The organism is Corynebacterium tardum, from assembly GCF_046717785.1.
Taxonomy (GTDB): domain Bacteria; phylum Actinomycetota; class Actinomycetes; order Mycobacteriales; family Mycobacteriaceae; genus Corynebacterium.
Window position 1 is genome coordinate 433846 of record NZ_CP177104.1, and the last position, 13519, is coordinate 447364.

The window sequence follows — 13519 nt, forward strand, 5'->3', positions numbered from 1 at the left end:
CCCAGAAGTGGTGATGAACCCCCATGCAGGACGCGCACGACGCCGACTACGACGACCAGCTAGAAAGGCTGCTGGAGGACGTGGTCAAGCTCGCGGCCTCCCGCAAGCGCCCCATGCGGCCGGTGACCGTGCTGATCGACGGCCCCTCGGGCGCCGGCAAGACCTGGGCATCGGCGTCCCTGGCGGACCGCACCGGCTGGCGCGTAGTACACCTCGACGAGTTCTACCCGGGCTGGCGCGGGCTGGAAGAGGGCTCCGCCATGGTGGCCGAACAGGTCCTGCGGGAAAACAACCCGGGCTACTGGCGCTGGGACTGGGAGGCCAACGCCCCGAAGGACTGGGCCAGCTTGGATGTGCGCGACGACCTGATTGTCGAAGGCGTCGGGTCAGTCACCGAGGCCAACATTGCCGCCGCCCGTGAGCGTGGCTCCGTGGTCACCGTGCGCATCGACGGCCCGCGCGAGCTGCGCCGCGAGCGCGCCTTGCAACGCGATCCGGACTACGAAGAATGGTTCGAGACCTGGGAAGAGCAGGAAAAGCAGTACTTTTCTCACCAGGCTGCCCAAGCCGATCTGTCCTGGGAGTGGAGCTAGCGGGATCGGGGATTTGGGGGAACCCGCGCGCCGGTGGTAGTCTACGTGAGGTTTCATCTTTGTATGAGATGAAAAGTCTGATCAGTTTCTCGGCCCACACGGCTGAGGGAAGATCTGGACATGCGGAAGGGCCCCGGAGAAGAGCCCCTATTTTTGCATGTTTGGCTCACCTTCCATGGTCAGTTGAAGCCGAAGTCATACAGAAAGACTAGATTTATGCCAACTATTCAGCAGCTGGTCCGCAAGGGCCGCCACGACAAGAAGGCCAAGGTTGCTACGGCCGCCCTCAAGGGCTCCCCGCAGCGCCGCGGCGTGTGCACCCGCGTGTACACCACCACTCCGAAGAAGCCGAACTCGGCACTCCGTAAGGTCGCCCGTGTGCGCCTGACCTCCGGTATCGAGGTCTCCGCCTACATCCCGGGTGAGGGTCACAACCTGCAGGAGCACTCCATGGTGCTCGTCCGCGGTGGTCGTGTGAAGGACCTCCCGGGTGTTCGTTACAAGATTATCCGTGGCGCACTGGATACCCAGGGCGTGAAGGACCGTAAGCAGGCTCGTTCCCGCTACGGCGCAAAGAAGGGACAGTAATCAACAATGCGTAAGAATGCTGCACCGAAGCGTCCTGTAGTTAAGGACCCGGTTTACAACTCCGAGCAGGTCACCATGCTCGTGAACAAGATCCTGCAGGACGGCAAGAAGTCCACCGCTGAGCGCATCGTCTACGGCGCGCTCGAGGCTTGCCGCGAGAAGACCGGCACCGATCCGGTTGGCACCCTGGAGAAGGCCCTGGGCAACATCCGCCCGGACCTCGAGGTACGCTCCCGCCGTGTCGGTGGCGCCACCTACCAGGTGCCGGTTGAGGTCAAGCCGGCCCGCGCCAACACCCTGGCGCTGCGTTGGCTGGTGACCTTCACCCGCCAGCGTCGTGAGAACACCATGATCGACCGTCTCGCTAACGAGATTCTGGACGCATCCAACGGCTTGGGTGCATCCGTGAAGCGTCGTGAGGATACTCACAAGATGGCAGAGGCCAACCGCGCCTTCGCCCACTACCGCTGGTAGTAGCGGCACGCCGTCGCTTCTAGCCCGAACAACGACATCAGTCTGTACCTGCGCTGTTGCTGCTTGGAGACGTCCCACCTGGGGGCGTCGCCAAGCACAGCGCACCGCCGCAGGACAAATACGTGAATACCGTTGTTCGGGCTATTTTTGTGTCCGGAGGGCCTTTAAAGACCCTGCGAGCACGGCCGCTGTGAGCATGCAGTAGCATGCAGGGCGGGGCGACGACTGCACAGGTGTGAGGCGCCGGAGGTGACTCACGCTGCCGCGTTGGCCCAGACGTGGCAAAATAGATCAAGACCTATCCATGAAGACGTCATTTTAAGATGAGTCGGTGAAGTGCTGGCTCGCGGCGTCGACGACAATTAAGTTGGGGTATAAACCGTGGCACAACAAGTGCTTAAGGATCTGCACAAGGTCCGCAACATCGGCATCATGGCTCACATCGATGCTGGTAAGACCACCACGACCGAGCGTATTCTCTTCTACACCGGTATCAACCGTAAGGTCGGCGAGACCCACGATGGTGCCTCCACCACTGACTGGATGGAGCAGGAGAAGGAGCGCGGCATCACCATTACTTCCGCTGCCGTGACCTGTTTCTGGGACAACAACCAGATCAACATCATCGACACCCCGGGCCACGTCGACTTCACCGTCGAGGTTGAGCGCTCCCTGCGTGTTCTCGATGGCGCCGTCGCCGTCTTCGACGGCAAGGAGGGCGTGGAGCCGCAGTCCGAGCAGGTGTGGCGCCAGGCCGCTAAGTACGACGTTCCGCGTATCTGCTTCATCAACAAGATGGACAAGATGGGTGCGGACTTCTACTTCACCGTGGACACCATCATCGAGCGCCTCGGCGCGAAGCCGCTGGTTTTGCAGCTGCCGATCGGCGCTGAGGACGACTTCGACGGTGTTGTCGACCTGATCGACATGAAGGCCATCACCTGGCGCGGCAAGGTCGAGACCGGCGCTGAGCCGACCATTGAGGAGATCCCGGAGGACCTCAAGGAGAAGGCTGAGGAGTACCGCGAGAAGCTGCTCGAGGACGTTGCTGAGTCCGACGAAGAGCTCATGGAGAAGTACTTCGGTGGCGAGGAGCTCACCAAGGAAGAGATCCAGGCTGCCATCCGCAAGATGACCATCAGCTCCGAGGTATTCCCGGTTCTGTGTGGTACCGCATACCGCAACAAGGGCGTTCAGCCGCTGCTCGACGCTGTTGTTTCCTACCTGCCGAACCCGCTGGACATCGGCGAGATCACCGGCCACGCTGTGGGCAACGAGGACGAGGTCCTCACCCGTAAGCCGTCCGTGGAGTCCCCGTTCTCCGCACTGGCCTTCAAGATTGCCGCTCACCCGTTCTTCGGTCAGCTGACCTTCACCCGTGTGTACTCCGGCCAGGTCGTGCCGGGTACCGAGGTGATGAACTCCACCAAGGGCAAGAAGGAGCGCATCGGTAAGCTCTTCCAGATGCACGCCAACAAGGAGAACCCGGTGGATCAGGCAGATGCCGGCAACATCTACGCCGTCATTGGTCTGAAGGAAACCACCACCGGCGACACCCTGTGTGACAAGGACAACCAGATCATCCTGGAGTCCATGGACTTCCCGGACCCGGTTATCAAGGTCTCCATCGAGCCGAAGACCAAGGCCGACCAGGAGAAGCTGGGTACCGCTATTCAGAAGCTGGCTGCCGAGGACCCGACGTTCACCGTCGAGCTCGACGAGGAGACCGGCCAGACCGTCATCGGCGGTATGGGCGAGCTGCACCTCGACGTCCTGGTTGACCGCATGAAGCGCGAGTTCAAGGTCGAGGCAAACATCGGTAACCCGCAGGTTGCTTACCGCGAGACCATCCGCAAGAAGGTCGAGTCCCTGGACTACACCCACAAGAAGCAGACCGGTGGTTCCGGCCAGTTCGCAAAGGTCATCTGCACCATCGAGCCGTACAACCCGGACCCGGAGACCCTGGAAGAGGGCGAGTCCGCAACCTACAAGTTCGAGAACGCCGTTACCGGTGGTCGCGTGCCGAAGGAGTACATCCCGTCCGTCGACGCTGGTATCCAGGACGCTATGCAGTACGGCTTCCTCGCTGGCTTCCCGCTGGTGAACATCAAGGCCACCCTGGAAGACGGCGCTTACCACGACGTCGACTCCTCTGAGATGGCCTTCAAGCTCGCCGGCTCCCAGGTCCTCAAGGAGGCCGTGGCCAAGGCGAAGCCGGTTCTGCTCGAGCCGGTTATGGCCGTCGAGGTCGTGACCCCGGAGGAGTACATGGGTACCGTGAACGGTGACATCTCCTCCCGTCGTGGCCAGGTCTTCTCCATGGAGGACCGCTCCGGCGCCAAGGTGGTTAAGGCTAAGGTGCCGCTGTCCGAGATGTTCGGCTACATCGGTGACCTGCGTTCTTCCACCGCAGGCCGCGCAAACTTCACCATGGTCTTCGATTCCTACGCAGAGGTTCCGTCCTCCGTGGCTCAGGAGATCATCGAAGAGCGCACCGGCAGCAAGGACTAACTTGGCCGGGGTTTCCCACCCCGTTGCCTAAGCCCCAGCGTGGGGCTGGTAGTCTTCGCCAGTAGACCGCCAGCTTGCTGGGGCGGGGTAGCGGTCGGCTGAGCGCGCACGCGTTGTGCGTTGAGCCGGCCGTTACCCTCCCAGGATCCTTAATAATGATTCTTGTCGAGGGTCAACGTCCGCACTACATGCGCGGGGTTACCTCCTATTTGGGCAGTTTGAAAAAACTGCGGCATAAATCTAGGATCGTGTAACTGGCACGTAAAGAAAGCGTCATTAGCGCTTATGGGCCGCGCGCCCGAAGTGCCAATGGCAATACAAACCACGTGGCTGCGAGATTCGTAGCCGCCATAGAGTCCAGGAGGACAAAACAGTGGCAAAGGAGAAGTTCGAGCGTACGAAGCCGCATGTGAACATCGGCACCATCGGACACGTCGACCACGGCAAGACCACCACCACCGCAGCGATCACCAAGGTTCTGGCTGACGCTTACCCGGAGGAGAACACCGCTTTCGCCTTCGACATGATCGACAAGGCTCCTGAGGAGAAGGAGCGCGGTATTACCATCAACATCTCCCACGTTGAGTACTCCACCCCGAAGCGCCACTACGCACACGTGGACGCCCCGGGCCACGCCGACTACATCAAGAACATGATCACCGGCGCTGCTCAGATGGACGGCGCTATCCTGGTTGTTGCTGCAACCGATGGCCCGATGCCGCAGACCCGTGAGCACGTGCTCCTCGCTCGCCAGGTGGGCGTTCCGTACATCCTCGTTGCACTGAACAAGTGCGACATGGTTGACGATGAGGAAATCATTGAGCTCGTCGAGATGGAGATCCGCGAGCTGCTCGCCGAGCAGGACTACGACGAGGAAGCTCCGATCGTTCACATCTCCGCTCTCAAGGCTCTCGAGGGCGACGAGAAGTGGGCACAGTCCATCGTTGACCTGATGCAGGCTTGCGATGACTCCATCCCGGATCCGGAGCGCGAGCTGGACAAGCCGTTCCTGATGCCGATCGAGGACATCTTCACCATTACCGGCCGCGGTACTGTTGTTACCGGCCGTGTTGAGCGTGGCTCCCTGAACGTCAACGAGGACGTTGAGATCATCGGTATCCGCGACAAGGCTACCAACACCACCGTCACCGGTATCGAGATGTTCCGCAAGATGATGGACTACACCGAGGCTGGCGACAACTGTGGTCTGCTTCTGCGTGGTACCAAGCGTGAGGACGTCGAGCGTGGCCAGGTTGTCATCAAGCCGGGCGCTTACACCCCGCACACCAAGTTCGAGGGTTCCGTCTACGTCCTGAAGAAGGAAGAGGGCGGCCGCCACACCCCGTTCATGGACAACTACCGTCCGCAGTTCTACTTCCGCACCACCGACGTTACCGGCGTCATCAAGCTGCCGGAGGGCACCGAGATGGTCATGCCGGGCGACAACGTTGAGATGTCCGTCGAGCTGATCCAGCCGGTCGCTATGGACGAGGGCCTGCGCTTCGCTATCCGCGAGGGCTCCCGCACCGTCGGCGCTGGCCGTGTTACCAAGATCCTGGACTAATTCTTGATTAGCCGGATGTTGTAACATCTGTCGAGCCGCTCAATCCCTTCTGTGGGGTTGGGCGGCTTTGTCGATCCTAGGGGTATTAGGCTGGTGTCCTATGGATGATCCCACTCGCATTGACCGCACCCTCGCTGCCCTTCGCGCCGCCTGGGAGGGCCAGCCGGACCTGCCTCTGGGCACGCTCTTCGGCATGCTCGCCGCCGAGGGCTACGGCTGGGGAGTGGCCGACTCCGAGCTCACACAGAGGCTGGAGGCCATGGCTCAGGTGCATCCGCCTTTGCTTGCGCTTGCCGACGACCACCTGCCCACCTCGGGCCGCTGGCTCCTCATCACTGAGACTCACCGCATCACCCTGGCGATGGTGTCCGGCTCCTGGCGTGCGGTGGTGCGCCCAGTGTCTCGCTCGGGGGAGAGGGGCCAGGCGGTGTCGTGGGAGGCCTCAGCCTTGCGTCCGGTGGGCCCAGGCCGCCCACTGGTCATTAAGGATGGTGAGGGCTTCGAGCACCGCTTCGGAGTTGTTGAGTCCATAACCCGACTCCGCGACGATAGCCGCGACCTCGCCGGCCTCAAGCGCCGCAGCGTCGGCGACCGCGTGTGGTTTATCCGCACCGACGCCGAGACCATCATCCTCGACCACGGCCTCCACACCACCCAGCGCAAGAACCGGGAGCTGGTGCGCACGGACTTTTCCTGGTCCCGTATCGCCGACTGCGCCCCTGGGCAGCTTCTCAGCGTCGAGCTTTCGAGAGGAACGACGCACACCTTCGGCAGCGTGGTGGAGGTCATCCTCGTGGAATCGGAGCCCTGGTCCGTGCCCACGCACGCCGAGTAGCCCGTCAACCTGGTGTGGTTGGCGGGTTTCGTTGTGGCTCTGCGCAGGCGCTTAGCCTGCGCCTGGTGGTTGTTCTGCGGTTAGTCTGGCGAGGGCTTGTTGGTATTCGGGTGTGGCGGTAATCGGTACTCCCCAGGGTGGTACGTATCCGATGCCGCCGGGCATTCTGAAGACGTAGCCTCTTCCGGTGGGTTTCGACGGGTCATCGTCGTTGATGCCGTTGTGATAGGCACACAAGAACGTCAGGTTCTTGATGTTGGTAAGCCCGCCTGCTTGCCAGGGGATGATGTGGTGGACCTGGCAGTAGTCAGCCGGCTTGTTACAGCCGGGGCGTGAGCAGGTTTGGGTTTCCGCGCATAGGGTGAGGCGTTGTTTCCAGTTTGCGTGGCGCTCAATCCGGTAGGAGTTGATGGGTCCTTCTACGGGGTGGGTAATGGTGGCGTAGCCAATCTCTGCAAACTTGTGGGTGAGGAATTCCGCCCCGGTCATGCGGGCACCGTTGGTGAGTTGGAGTTCGATTTCGTCGCCGTCGCCGTTGATGATGCGGTCGAATTCGTTGAGGGTGACTACGACTTGGGCGTGCACGGCGGGCTTGGTGCCGGTGGTGTTGCCACCCAGGAGGATGGTGGTGGCGGCGTCGAGCAGGTTGGTGGGGTTGACTGATTCGAGGGTGCCGCGGATATCGGCAATGACCGTTGGGGTGTCGGTGATGGTGACGGAGTTGGGGCCTTGTTTGCGGTAGGTAAAGCGCACCCCGGGTTTGTGTTCGCGTTTCGACCTAAGCTCTTTAAGCTTCTTTACGGCAACCTCACGGATGCGATGGGCTGGTGTGGCAGCCAGGCGTGCGCGCAGGTTCCAGGCGTCGAGTTCCTTCTTTACCCGAGAGGCGTAGGACTCGATGAGGTTTAGGGTGCTCAGGCCGTGGGCGTTGTTTTGGGCCGCGGTGCGGGCTTTGCGTTGCTTACCAGTAAAGCGGGTGGGGCCGAAGTAGATGCGGTGCAGGCGTGCGAGCTCGGCCGCGTCGGCTGTATCGGCGCCGAGCGCGCGGAGCTTGTCGGGTGAGCTGGATGCATGTTCCACTAGCGTCATCCCCGAGTTGCGGTAGTGGAAGTAGGTTTCTAATACCCCCATGACCACAGAGACTAAAGCAGGTCCACCAACCCTGCAACCGGAAGAGGAAAAGCCCCTCCGAAGAGGGGCTTGAACAGGGCGTTTATGCCACTGCGCGGCGGACCTGGCTGAAGTGCACCTTGTAGGTGGTGTCCAGGTCGGCATCGGGGAAAGCGACGCGGAAGTCTTGGTCGTTAACCTCGATAGCATCCTTGATGCGCAGCAGCGGCGTATCCGGGTCTGCGAGCACCTGGTACTGCAACGTCGGGCGGGCACGGTCGTAGGCCACGAGGCGCGAGACCTTTTCCACGCCCTCCACCTGGGCCAGGGTGTCGGCCACCGCGCCGGCGATGGCGGTCATGCTGGTCTTGATGGCGCCCTCCTCGTCGGAGGCGTCGGAATGCACTGTGTTGAAGCGGTGGTGGCGCAGGTTGGAAATGATCAGCCACAGGCCGAGCAGCGCGAGCACGATGGTCGCCGCACCCAGGGCGTAGACCCACCAGCTTTGGTGGGGCAGGCCGGCCCACGTGTCGTGGTCGACCCACTTGGCCAGGTACGTGGCGAACTCCACGTTGAAGTGGATGAGAATCGGCCACACGCCCAACGCAATGAGCACGATGCCGAGAAGTGCAAGGATGAGGCGGTCCACGCCAGCGAGTGTCTTAGACATTGGCAATGTCCTCCTGATCGTTCTCGATGACCACGGTGAGTTCCGGGGTGGGACGCACCGCTGCCAGCGCCGCGGTGACGGCCTCAGTGACGCGCTTCTTCAGCTGCTCATCCTGGGCGTCGCCAGTCGCGGTCACCGTAACGCGGGCGCGCTTGGACGAAATCTTGGCGCGGCTGCGCGCCGCCGTCGCTCCCGGTACGCGGCGCGCGTGGGCCGAGGCCACCCGGGCAATATCCACCGCGCGCAGCCACATTGATGCCTCGTCGGACTCTATGCGCACGTGCGTGGTCTTGCGGGGAGCGAATGCCGCCCACAGCAAGATGAGGCCGACCACGATGCCGATGCCACCGCCGACGAGCATCCACGTCGAGATGTCGGGCTGAGACATGACGTCAATGAAGGGCTGCAGCCAGGACGCGCCACCCTCATTGGCGCCCACCACCCAGGTTTCGTGACCGGCCACCACGGCGGCAGCGAGCAGCACGATGCCGAGGATGACCGTCCACGTGCGGGCCGGCGGTGAAGCCTTTGGGCGCTGGCCGAATCCGACGGGCAGGTTCTTCTCACTCATGGCGGCCTCCTTCGTGGAACGGCGTGATGGTGATGGCGCGCAGCGGGGCCGGACGGGGAACGTCGACCCGGCGGGTGAACTCCGCCGAGGGGCGAATCTCTACCGGGCGCAGTGCGGTGGCGCGGGGTACGGACACCGGACGGGTGCGCAGCGGGCGCGGGGTCTCCACGCGGCGCGGGCGCACCGGACGCGGGGCTTCCACACGCCGCAGCGAGAACTCACCGGGCAGCGGCACCGAGCGCACGGCCACCGGTTCCGGATCCCGTACGGCGCGCAGGGGTTCAGCCGGGGCCGTGGTGACCGGGCGCAGCTCGTCGTAGCGGTGCGTGGAAGGACCGAAGTCGGAGGTGCGCACTGAGACGTCGCCAAGCACTGCCACTGACTGCACCGGCGCTTCCGCCGGCGTGCGGACCCCACGGACTGCCGCGGCCGCGGGAGTGGCGACGTGGCGAACGCCCACGCCGGGCGCGGTGGTAACAGGGCGCAGTGCGTGCTCGGGCACGATGGCGGGGACCTGCGCGCGCAGCGGTGCGCGAGTGGAGACCTCGAGCGCGGAGGTGCGCTCGCCCGCCACAGCGCCGCCCACAGTGACGTTGACGCGGGTGGTGCGGAAGCCGGTGAAGTCCCGGACGGCATCACTCACCGCAGTACGGACCGCGGCCGCCACGTCGGTGACGGGGGAGGGCCAATACACGGCGATGGTGGTGTCCACGGCCACTACGCGCGCGTCCGGGTCCATCTGCGCCATGATGCGCGGGAAGGCGCGGCCGGCGAGGCCGGCCAGTTTGGCGTCGACAGCCGCGGTGCCGGGCACGCTCGCGATGGCCGCCGCGATGACCCGCTCCATCGCGCGCAGCGACAGTTGAGTCTTACCTGAGCTCGCCGGAGCAAGCTCGTTGAGCGGGGGCGTCACTATCCTTGGCCTCTATCCTGGCCGACCACGCCCTTCCACACGGCGGTCAGATCAATGCGGCCGTCGAAGTGCGCGCCGACCACACCGCCAATCGCGGCAAGCAGCACGGCAAGTACGAGGTACCAGATGCCGAGGTAGATGAAAAAGGCGAGAACCAAGCCGGCGATGACGCCGAGGGAGGTGTAATTCTTCATGGTTTTCCTTTAGTTCTGTGGGGAGGCGGAGGCGACGGCGTCGGCAAAAACGACGTCGACAGTCCGGGCGGCGGGCCACGTGGTGCGGACGGTGTCACGGACGGTCTCACCCAGCGCCGCCAGCGGCACGCCCGCGCTGACGTCGACGACGACGTGCAGCTCAAGGTGGGTGTCATCGCGCGGGGAGGGGCGGGAGATGCCGTGGATGCGCTCGCCTGGGAACAGGAGGGAGACCTCGCCGAAGCGGCCGGGGCTGAGCTTGGCGACGCCTTCGAGGCCCACCACCGCGGCCGCAATCGCGCGGGCGGTATCTGCCGTGAGCTCCGCCTTCTGGGTGGTCTGCTGGCTCACTTAGGCCTGGCCCTGCGTTACCGCCGGGGTGGTCTCGGCGGACTCGTCCTCGTCCTTCGGCAGCTTGACGTCGTGGACCACGACATCGACGCGCTCGACGGACAGGCCGGTCATGCGCTCCACGGCGTTCATGATGTTGCGGCGGATGGCCTCAGCCAGTTCGTGGATGGCCACGCCGTACTCGGCGATGATCGCAATCTCGATGGCGGCGACGCCGTTGGCGACCTCCACCGACACGCCCTGGCGGACGTCCTCGGAAGCGCCGAAGGACTCGCGGATGGAGCCCATCATGCGGGCGCCGCCGCCACCGAGGGCGGCCACGCCGGAGACCTCACGGGCGGCGATGCCGGCGATCTTGGACACGACGACATCGTCAATGCTGGTGGTGCCGAAGTCGGTCTCCAGGTTCTTGTTGCGCTCCTGGGCGGTGGCCGGGGTGGCGTCGGTGGTGGTCTGCTCGGCGACGTCCTTCGGGGTGGTGTTCTCAGCCATGATGAATCCTTCTCAATACTTATAGGGGTGGTTTGTGTGAGCGCGCCTGGCGCGCTCCCTTCCCCCGAGCTTATAGACGAAGCGCCCCGCCTGTAGGGCGCGCAGCAAAACTTTGTCCAAATCGTGATTTCTGGCACGGTTTCGGTAGCGGTTTGGAAAACGCGAGGTTACGTGCTTAAATACAAGGGTTGCTTTAACACAGCGGCGTGGCCACGAGCTGGTCTCGCAGGGCGTCGTTGCTGGTAGAGCGAACATGACACCTTTGTTGTGAGGCTTGAAAGAGTCGCACTCGAAGGTCATCAGATCGGGCTAGGTCCGCGCTAGAGCAGAGACATCCCGAGACGATGGACCGGAGAAGGAGCATGGCAAATAAACAGCGGCAGTATATGAATAAGACTTTGGTTGCAGATCTGTGATCGAACGCCCCAGTCTTCTTCCTATTGACTTTGACTACGGGTCTTGTACCCCGTCATGAGCACTGCACGGTGGGCATTTGCCTAGCGCTGTATCTCGTGGTCGTCATGGCAGTCAGACAACTGGCGTTGTGCCTAGGCTCCTGGCCCGGACAACGTTATAGAGAAATCGAGAAGCAATTTCCCACCGCTTCACGCCCCGGATAGGCCGGGAATGTGAAAGTGGGGAAGCGAGGAAGAGGATAAGCGTGGCGGGACAAAAGATCCGCATTCGGCTGAAGGCCTACGACCACGAGGCTATCGACGCTTCTGCAAAGAAGATCGTAGAGACCGTTACCCGTACGGGTGCTCGTGTTGTCGGCCCGGTGCCGCTCCCAACTGAGAAGAACGTATACGCCGTTATTCGTTCTCCGCACAAGTACAAGGACTCTCGCGAGCACTTCGAGATGCGCACTCACAAGCGCCTCATCGACATTCTCGACCCGACCCCGAAGACCGTTGACGCTCTGATGCGCATCGACCTTCCGGCAAGCGTCGACGTGAATATCCAGTAAGCGATCGACACAACGTATTTGGTGGAGAACTAACTATGAGTGAAAACGAGATCAAGGGAATTCTGGGCACCAAGCTCGGTATGACCCAGGTCTTCGACGAGGAGAACCGCGTTGTGCCGGTGACCGTCGTCGAGGCTGGGCCGTGCGTGGTTACCCAGATCCGTACGAAAGACACCGATGGCTACGACGCCATCCAGATCGCCTTCGGCGAGATCGACCCGCGCAAGGCCAACAAGCCGGCCGCTGGTCACTTCAAGAAGGCTGGCGTGACCCCGCGTCGCCACGTGGCTGAAATCCGCATGGATGACACCTCCGCATACGAGGTGGGCCAGGAGGTCAAGGTGGACATCTTCGAGGGCGTGACCTTCGTTGACGTCACCGGCACCACCAAGGGCCACGGCTACGCCGGCGCCATGAAGCGCCACGGCTTCCAGGGCCAGGGCGCTGCCCACGGTAACCAGGCTGCTCACCGCCGCGTCGGCGGTATCGGCGGCGCTTCGTTCCCGGGCCGCGTCTTCAAGGGCAAGCGCATGGCTGGCCGCATGGGCCAGGACCGCGTGACCACCCAGAACCTGAAGATTCAGAAGATTGATGCCGAGTCCAACCTGCTGCTCATCAAGGGTGCTATCCCGGGTGCGCGCGGTGGCCTCGTCACCGTTAAGACCGCAGTGAAGGGCGGTGCACACGCATGAGCAACCTCAAGCTAGACGTCCAGACCGCTGACGGTAAGACCAACGGCTCTGTTGAGCTGCCGGCCGAGATCTTTGACACCGAGGCATCCATTCCGCTGATGCACCAGGTTGTCAACGCTCAGCTCGCTGCTGCTCGTCAGGGCACCCACAAGACCAAGACTCGCGGCGAGGTCCGCGGCGGTGGCCGTAAGCCGTTCCGCCAGAAGGGCACCGGTCGCGCACGCCAGGGTTCCATCCGTGCACCGCACTACACCGGCGGTGGCACCGTGCATGGCCCGGTTCCGCGCGACTACTCCCAGCGCACCCCGAAGAAGATGATCAAGGCTGCTCTCTACGGCGCACTGTCTGACCGTGCACGTAACGAGCGCATCCATGTCGTCGAGGAACTCGTCCCGGGCCAGACCCCGTCCACCAAGCAGGCCAAGGCCTTCATCGAGCGCCTTACCGACCGTAAGAACGTGCTTCTGGTCATCGGCCGCGAGGACATCAACGCCCGCCGCAGCGCCAACAACCTGCCGAACGTCCAGATCCTGGACGCCGGCCAGCTGAACACCTACGACGTTCTCTTCTCGGACGACGTTGTGTTCTCCGTTGAGGCTCTGCACACCTTCGTCGAGCGCGCCACCGGCGCTGCCGAGGAAGCTAAGGAGGAGAAGTAATGGCTAAGCTCGCTAACCCGCGCGACATCATCATCGCTCCGGTTGTGTCCGAGAAGTCCTACGGCCTCATGGAGCAGAACGTGTACACGTTCTACGTCTCCACGGATTCCAACAAGACCCAGATCAAAGATGCCGTCGAGCAGATCTTTGGCGTAGAGGTTGCTTCCGTGAACACCGTGAACCGGGCTGGCAAGCGCAAGCGCACCCGCACCGGTTTCGGTCAGCGTAAGTCCACCAAGCGCGCCTACGTGACGCTCCGTGAAGGCAGCGACTCCATCGACGTCTTCGGCGCCGGCGCTTAAGCGCCACCGGAGAGCCGAAAGGAAAAGGAAGAA

17 protein-coding genes are annotated in these 13519 nt (G+C 62.9%); 10 read left to right on the plus strand and 7 right to left on the minus strand.

All coding sequences use genetic code 11. The features are described from left to right. Nucleotides 1–23 precede the first annotated feature (23 nt). From ACLI1P_RS02060 to ACLI1P_RS02085, 6 genes are all read left to right on the plus strand, one after another. Complete coding sequence (locus ACLI1P_RS02060; protein WP_296134786.1) at nucleotides 24–593, plus strand: hypothetical protein; 570 nt, start codon at nucleotides 24–26, stop codon at nucleotides 591–593. 216 nt (nucleotides 594–809) lie between these two features. After that, nucleotides 810–1181, plus strand: a complete 372-nt coding sequence (gene rpsL, locus ACLI1P_RS02065; protein ID WP_005286791.1) for a 30S ribosomal protein S12 — start codon at nucleotides 810–812, stop codon at nucleotides 1179–1181. A gap of 6 nt (nucleotides 1182–1187) precedes the next feature. Next, entirely contained in the window at nucleotides 1188–1655 is a 468-nt protein-coding gene (gene rpsG / locus ACLI1P_RS02070; RefSeq protein ID WP_296134789.1) for a 30S ribosomal protein S7, read from the plus strand. Nucleotides 1656–2036: 381 nt separating this feature from the next. Then, nucleotides 2037–4166: an elongation factor G gene (fusA, locus tag ACLI1P_RS02075; RefSeq protein WP_408930051.1), complete on the plus strand. Its 2130-nt coding sequence runs from the start codon at nucleotides 2037–2039 to the stop codon at nucleotides 4164–4166. A gap of 373 nt (nucleotides 4167–4539) precedes the next feature. Then, nucleotides 4540–5730, plus strand: a complete 1191-nt coding sequence (gene tuf, locus ACLI1P_RS02080; protein WP_143335892.1) for an elongation factor Tu — start codon at nucleotides 4540–4542, stop codon at nucleotides 5728–5730. Between the two features lie 100 nt (nucleotides 5731–5830). Beyond that, nucleotides 5831–6565 (plus strand): hypothetical protein, encoded by a 735-nt coding sequence (locus ACLI1P_RS02085; RefSeq protein ID WP_411709291.1) that lies wholly within the window; start codon nucleotides 5831–5833, stop codon nucleotides 6563–6565. Nucleotides 6566–6616: 51 nt separating this feature from the next. Here ACLI1P_RS02085 and ACLI1P_RS02090 read toward each other — a convergent pair whose 3' ends face one another. The 7 genes from ACLI1P_RS02090 to ACLI1P_RS02120 all read right to left on the minus strand — a co-directional run bounded on the left by ACLI1P_RS02090 (nucleotide 6617) and on the right by ACLI1P_RS02120 (nucleotide 10866). Beyond that, nucleotides 6617–7696: an HNH endonuclease signature motif containing protein gene (locus ACLI1P_RS02090; protein WP_411709292.1), complete on the minus strand. Its 1080-nt coding sequence runs from the start codon at nucleotides 7694–7696 to the stop codon at nucleotides 6617–6619. 82 nt (nucleotides 7697–7778) lie between these two features. Beyond that, on the minus strand, nucleotides 7779–8345 hold the full coding sequence (locus ACLI1P_RS02095) for an alkaline shock response membrane anchor protein AmaP (protein WP_306508353.1): 567 nt from the start codon (nucleotides 8343–8345) through the stop codon (nucleotides 7779–7781). Further along, nucleotides 8338–8916 carry a DUF6286 domain-containing protein gene (locus ACLI1P_RS02100; protein WP_306508352.1) on the minus strand — a complete coding sequence of 193 codons (579 nt, stop codon included), beginning with the start codon at nucleotides 8914–8916 and terminating at the stop codon, nucleotides 8338–8340. The genes ACLI1P_RS02095 and ACLI1P_RS02100 overlap by 8 nt, the downstream gene beginning before the upstream one ends. Further along, on the minus strand, nucleotides 8909–9829 hold the full coding sequence (locus ACLI1P_RS02105) for an Asp23/Gls24 family envelope stress response protein (RefSeq protein ID WP_408930056.1): 921 nt from the start codon (nucleotides 9827–9829) through the stop codon (nucleotides 8909–8911). The genes ACLI1P_RS02100 and ACLI1P_RS02105 overlap by 8 nt, the downstream gene beginning before the upstream one ends. After that, nucleotides 9829–10023: a hypothetical protein gene (locus tag ACLI1P_RS02110; RefSeq protein WP_306508350.1), complete on the minus strand. Its 195-nt coding sequence runs from the start codon at nucleotides 10021–10023 to the stop codon at nucleotides 9829–9831. The genes ACLI1P_RS02105 and ACLI1P_RS02110 overlap by 1 nt, the downstream gene beginning before the upstream one ends. 9 nt (nucleotides 10024–10032) lie before the next feature. Beyond that, the gene (locus tag ACLI1P_RS02115; RefSeq protein WP_411709293.1) at nucleotides 10033–10374 is read right to left on the minus strand and encodes a hypothetical protein; all 342 of its coding nucleotides are present in this window, start codon (nucleotides 10372–10374) and stop codon (nucleotides 10033–10035) included. Further along, a complete protein-coding gene (locus ACLI1P_RS02120; protein ID WP_306508348.1) occupies nucleotides 10375–10866 on the minus strand; it encodes an Asp23/Gls24 family envelope stress response protein in 492 nt (163 codons plus the stop codon). 661 nt (nucleotides 10867–11527) lie between these two features. Between ACLI1P_RS02120 and rpsJ the strand changes: the two genes are divergently transcribed. The 4 genes from rpsJ to rplW are packed head-to-tail and all read left to right on the plus strand — an operon-like array spanning nucleotide 11528 to nucleotide 13486. After that, nucleotides 11528–11833, plus strand: coding sequence for a 30S ribosomal protein S10 (gene rpsJ, locus ACLI1P_RS02125; protein ID WP_003848085.1), 306 nt, complete (start codon nucleotides 11528–11530; stop codon nucleotides 11831–11833). Between the two features lie 35 nt (nucleotides 11834–11868). After that, complete coding sequence (gene rplC, locus ACLI1P_RS02130; RefSeq protein WP_408930059.1) at nucleotides 11869–12525, plus strand: 50S ribosomal protein L3; 657 nt, start codon at nucleotides 11869–11871, stop codon at nucleotides 12523–12525. Continuing rightward, a complete protein-coding gene (rplD, locus tag ACLI1P_RS02135; protein ID WP_306508346.1) occupies nucleotides 12522–13184 on the plus strand; it encodes a 50S ribosomal protein L4 in 663 nt (220 codons plus the stop codon). The genes rplC and rplD overlap by 4 nt, the downstream gene beginning before the upstream one ends. Beyond that, a complete protein-coding gene (gene rplW, locus ACLI1P_RS02140) occupies nucleotides 13184–13486 on the plus strand; it encodes a 50S ribosomal protein L23 (protein ID WP_408930060.1) in 303 nt (100 codons plus the stop codon). The genes rplD and rplW overlap by 1 nt, the downstream gene beginning before the upstream one ends. Nucleotides 13487–13519 lie beyond the last annotated feature (33 nt).

Excerpts from the sequence above, each read along its gene's own strand:
- rplW (WP_408930060.1), top strand. The coding sequence starts at position 13,184 with ATGGCTAAGCTCGCTAACCCGCGCGACATCATCATCGCTCCGGTTGTG.
- ACLI1P_RS02110 (WP_306508350.1), bottom strand. The coding sequence starts at position 10,023 with ATGAAGAATTACACCTCCCTCGGCGTCATCGCCGGCTTGGTTCTCGCC.
- ACLI1P_RS02090 (WP_411709292.1), bottom strand. The coding sequence starts at position 7,696 with ATGGGGGTATTAGAAACCTACTTCCACTACCGCAACTCGGGGATGACG.
- ACLI1P_RS02085 (WP_411709291.1), top strand. The coding sequence starts at position 5,831 with ATGGATGATCCCACTCGCATTGACCGCACCCTCGCTGCCCTTCGCGCC.
- ACLI1P_RS02120 (WP_306508348.1), bottom strand. The coding sequence starts at position 10,866 with ATGGCTGAGAACACCACCCCGAAGGACGTCGCCGAGCAGACCACCACC.
- ACLI1P_RS02100 (WP_306508352.1), bottom strand. The coding sequence starts at position 8,916 with ATGAGTGAGAAGAACCTGCCCGTCGGATTCGGCCAGCGCCCAAAGGCT.
- rplD (WP_306508346.1), top strand. The coding sequence starts at position 12,522 with ATGAGCAACCTCAAGCTAGACGTCCAGACCGCTGACGGTAAGACCAAC.
- rpsL (WP_005286791.1), top strand. The coding sequence starts at position 810 with ATGCCAACTATTCAGCAGCTGGTCCGCAAGGGCCGCCACGACAAGAAG.
- rpsG (WP_296134789.1), top strand. The coding sequence starts at position 1,188 with ATGCGTAAGAATGCTGCACCGAAGCGTCCTGTAGTTAAGGACCCGGTT.
- rplC (WP_408930059.1), top strand. The coding sequence starts at position 11,869 with ATGAGTGAAAACGAGATCAAGGGAATTCTGGGCACCAAGCTCGGTATG.
- ACLI1P_RS02095 (WP_306508353.1), bottom strand. The coding sequence starts at position 8,345 with ATGTCTAAGACACTCGCTGGCGTGGACCGCCTCATCCTTGCACTTCTC.
- ACLI1P_RS02060 (WP_296134786.1), top strand. The coding sequence starts at position 24 with ATGCAGGACGCGCACGACGCCGACTACGACGACCAGCTAGAAAGGCTG.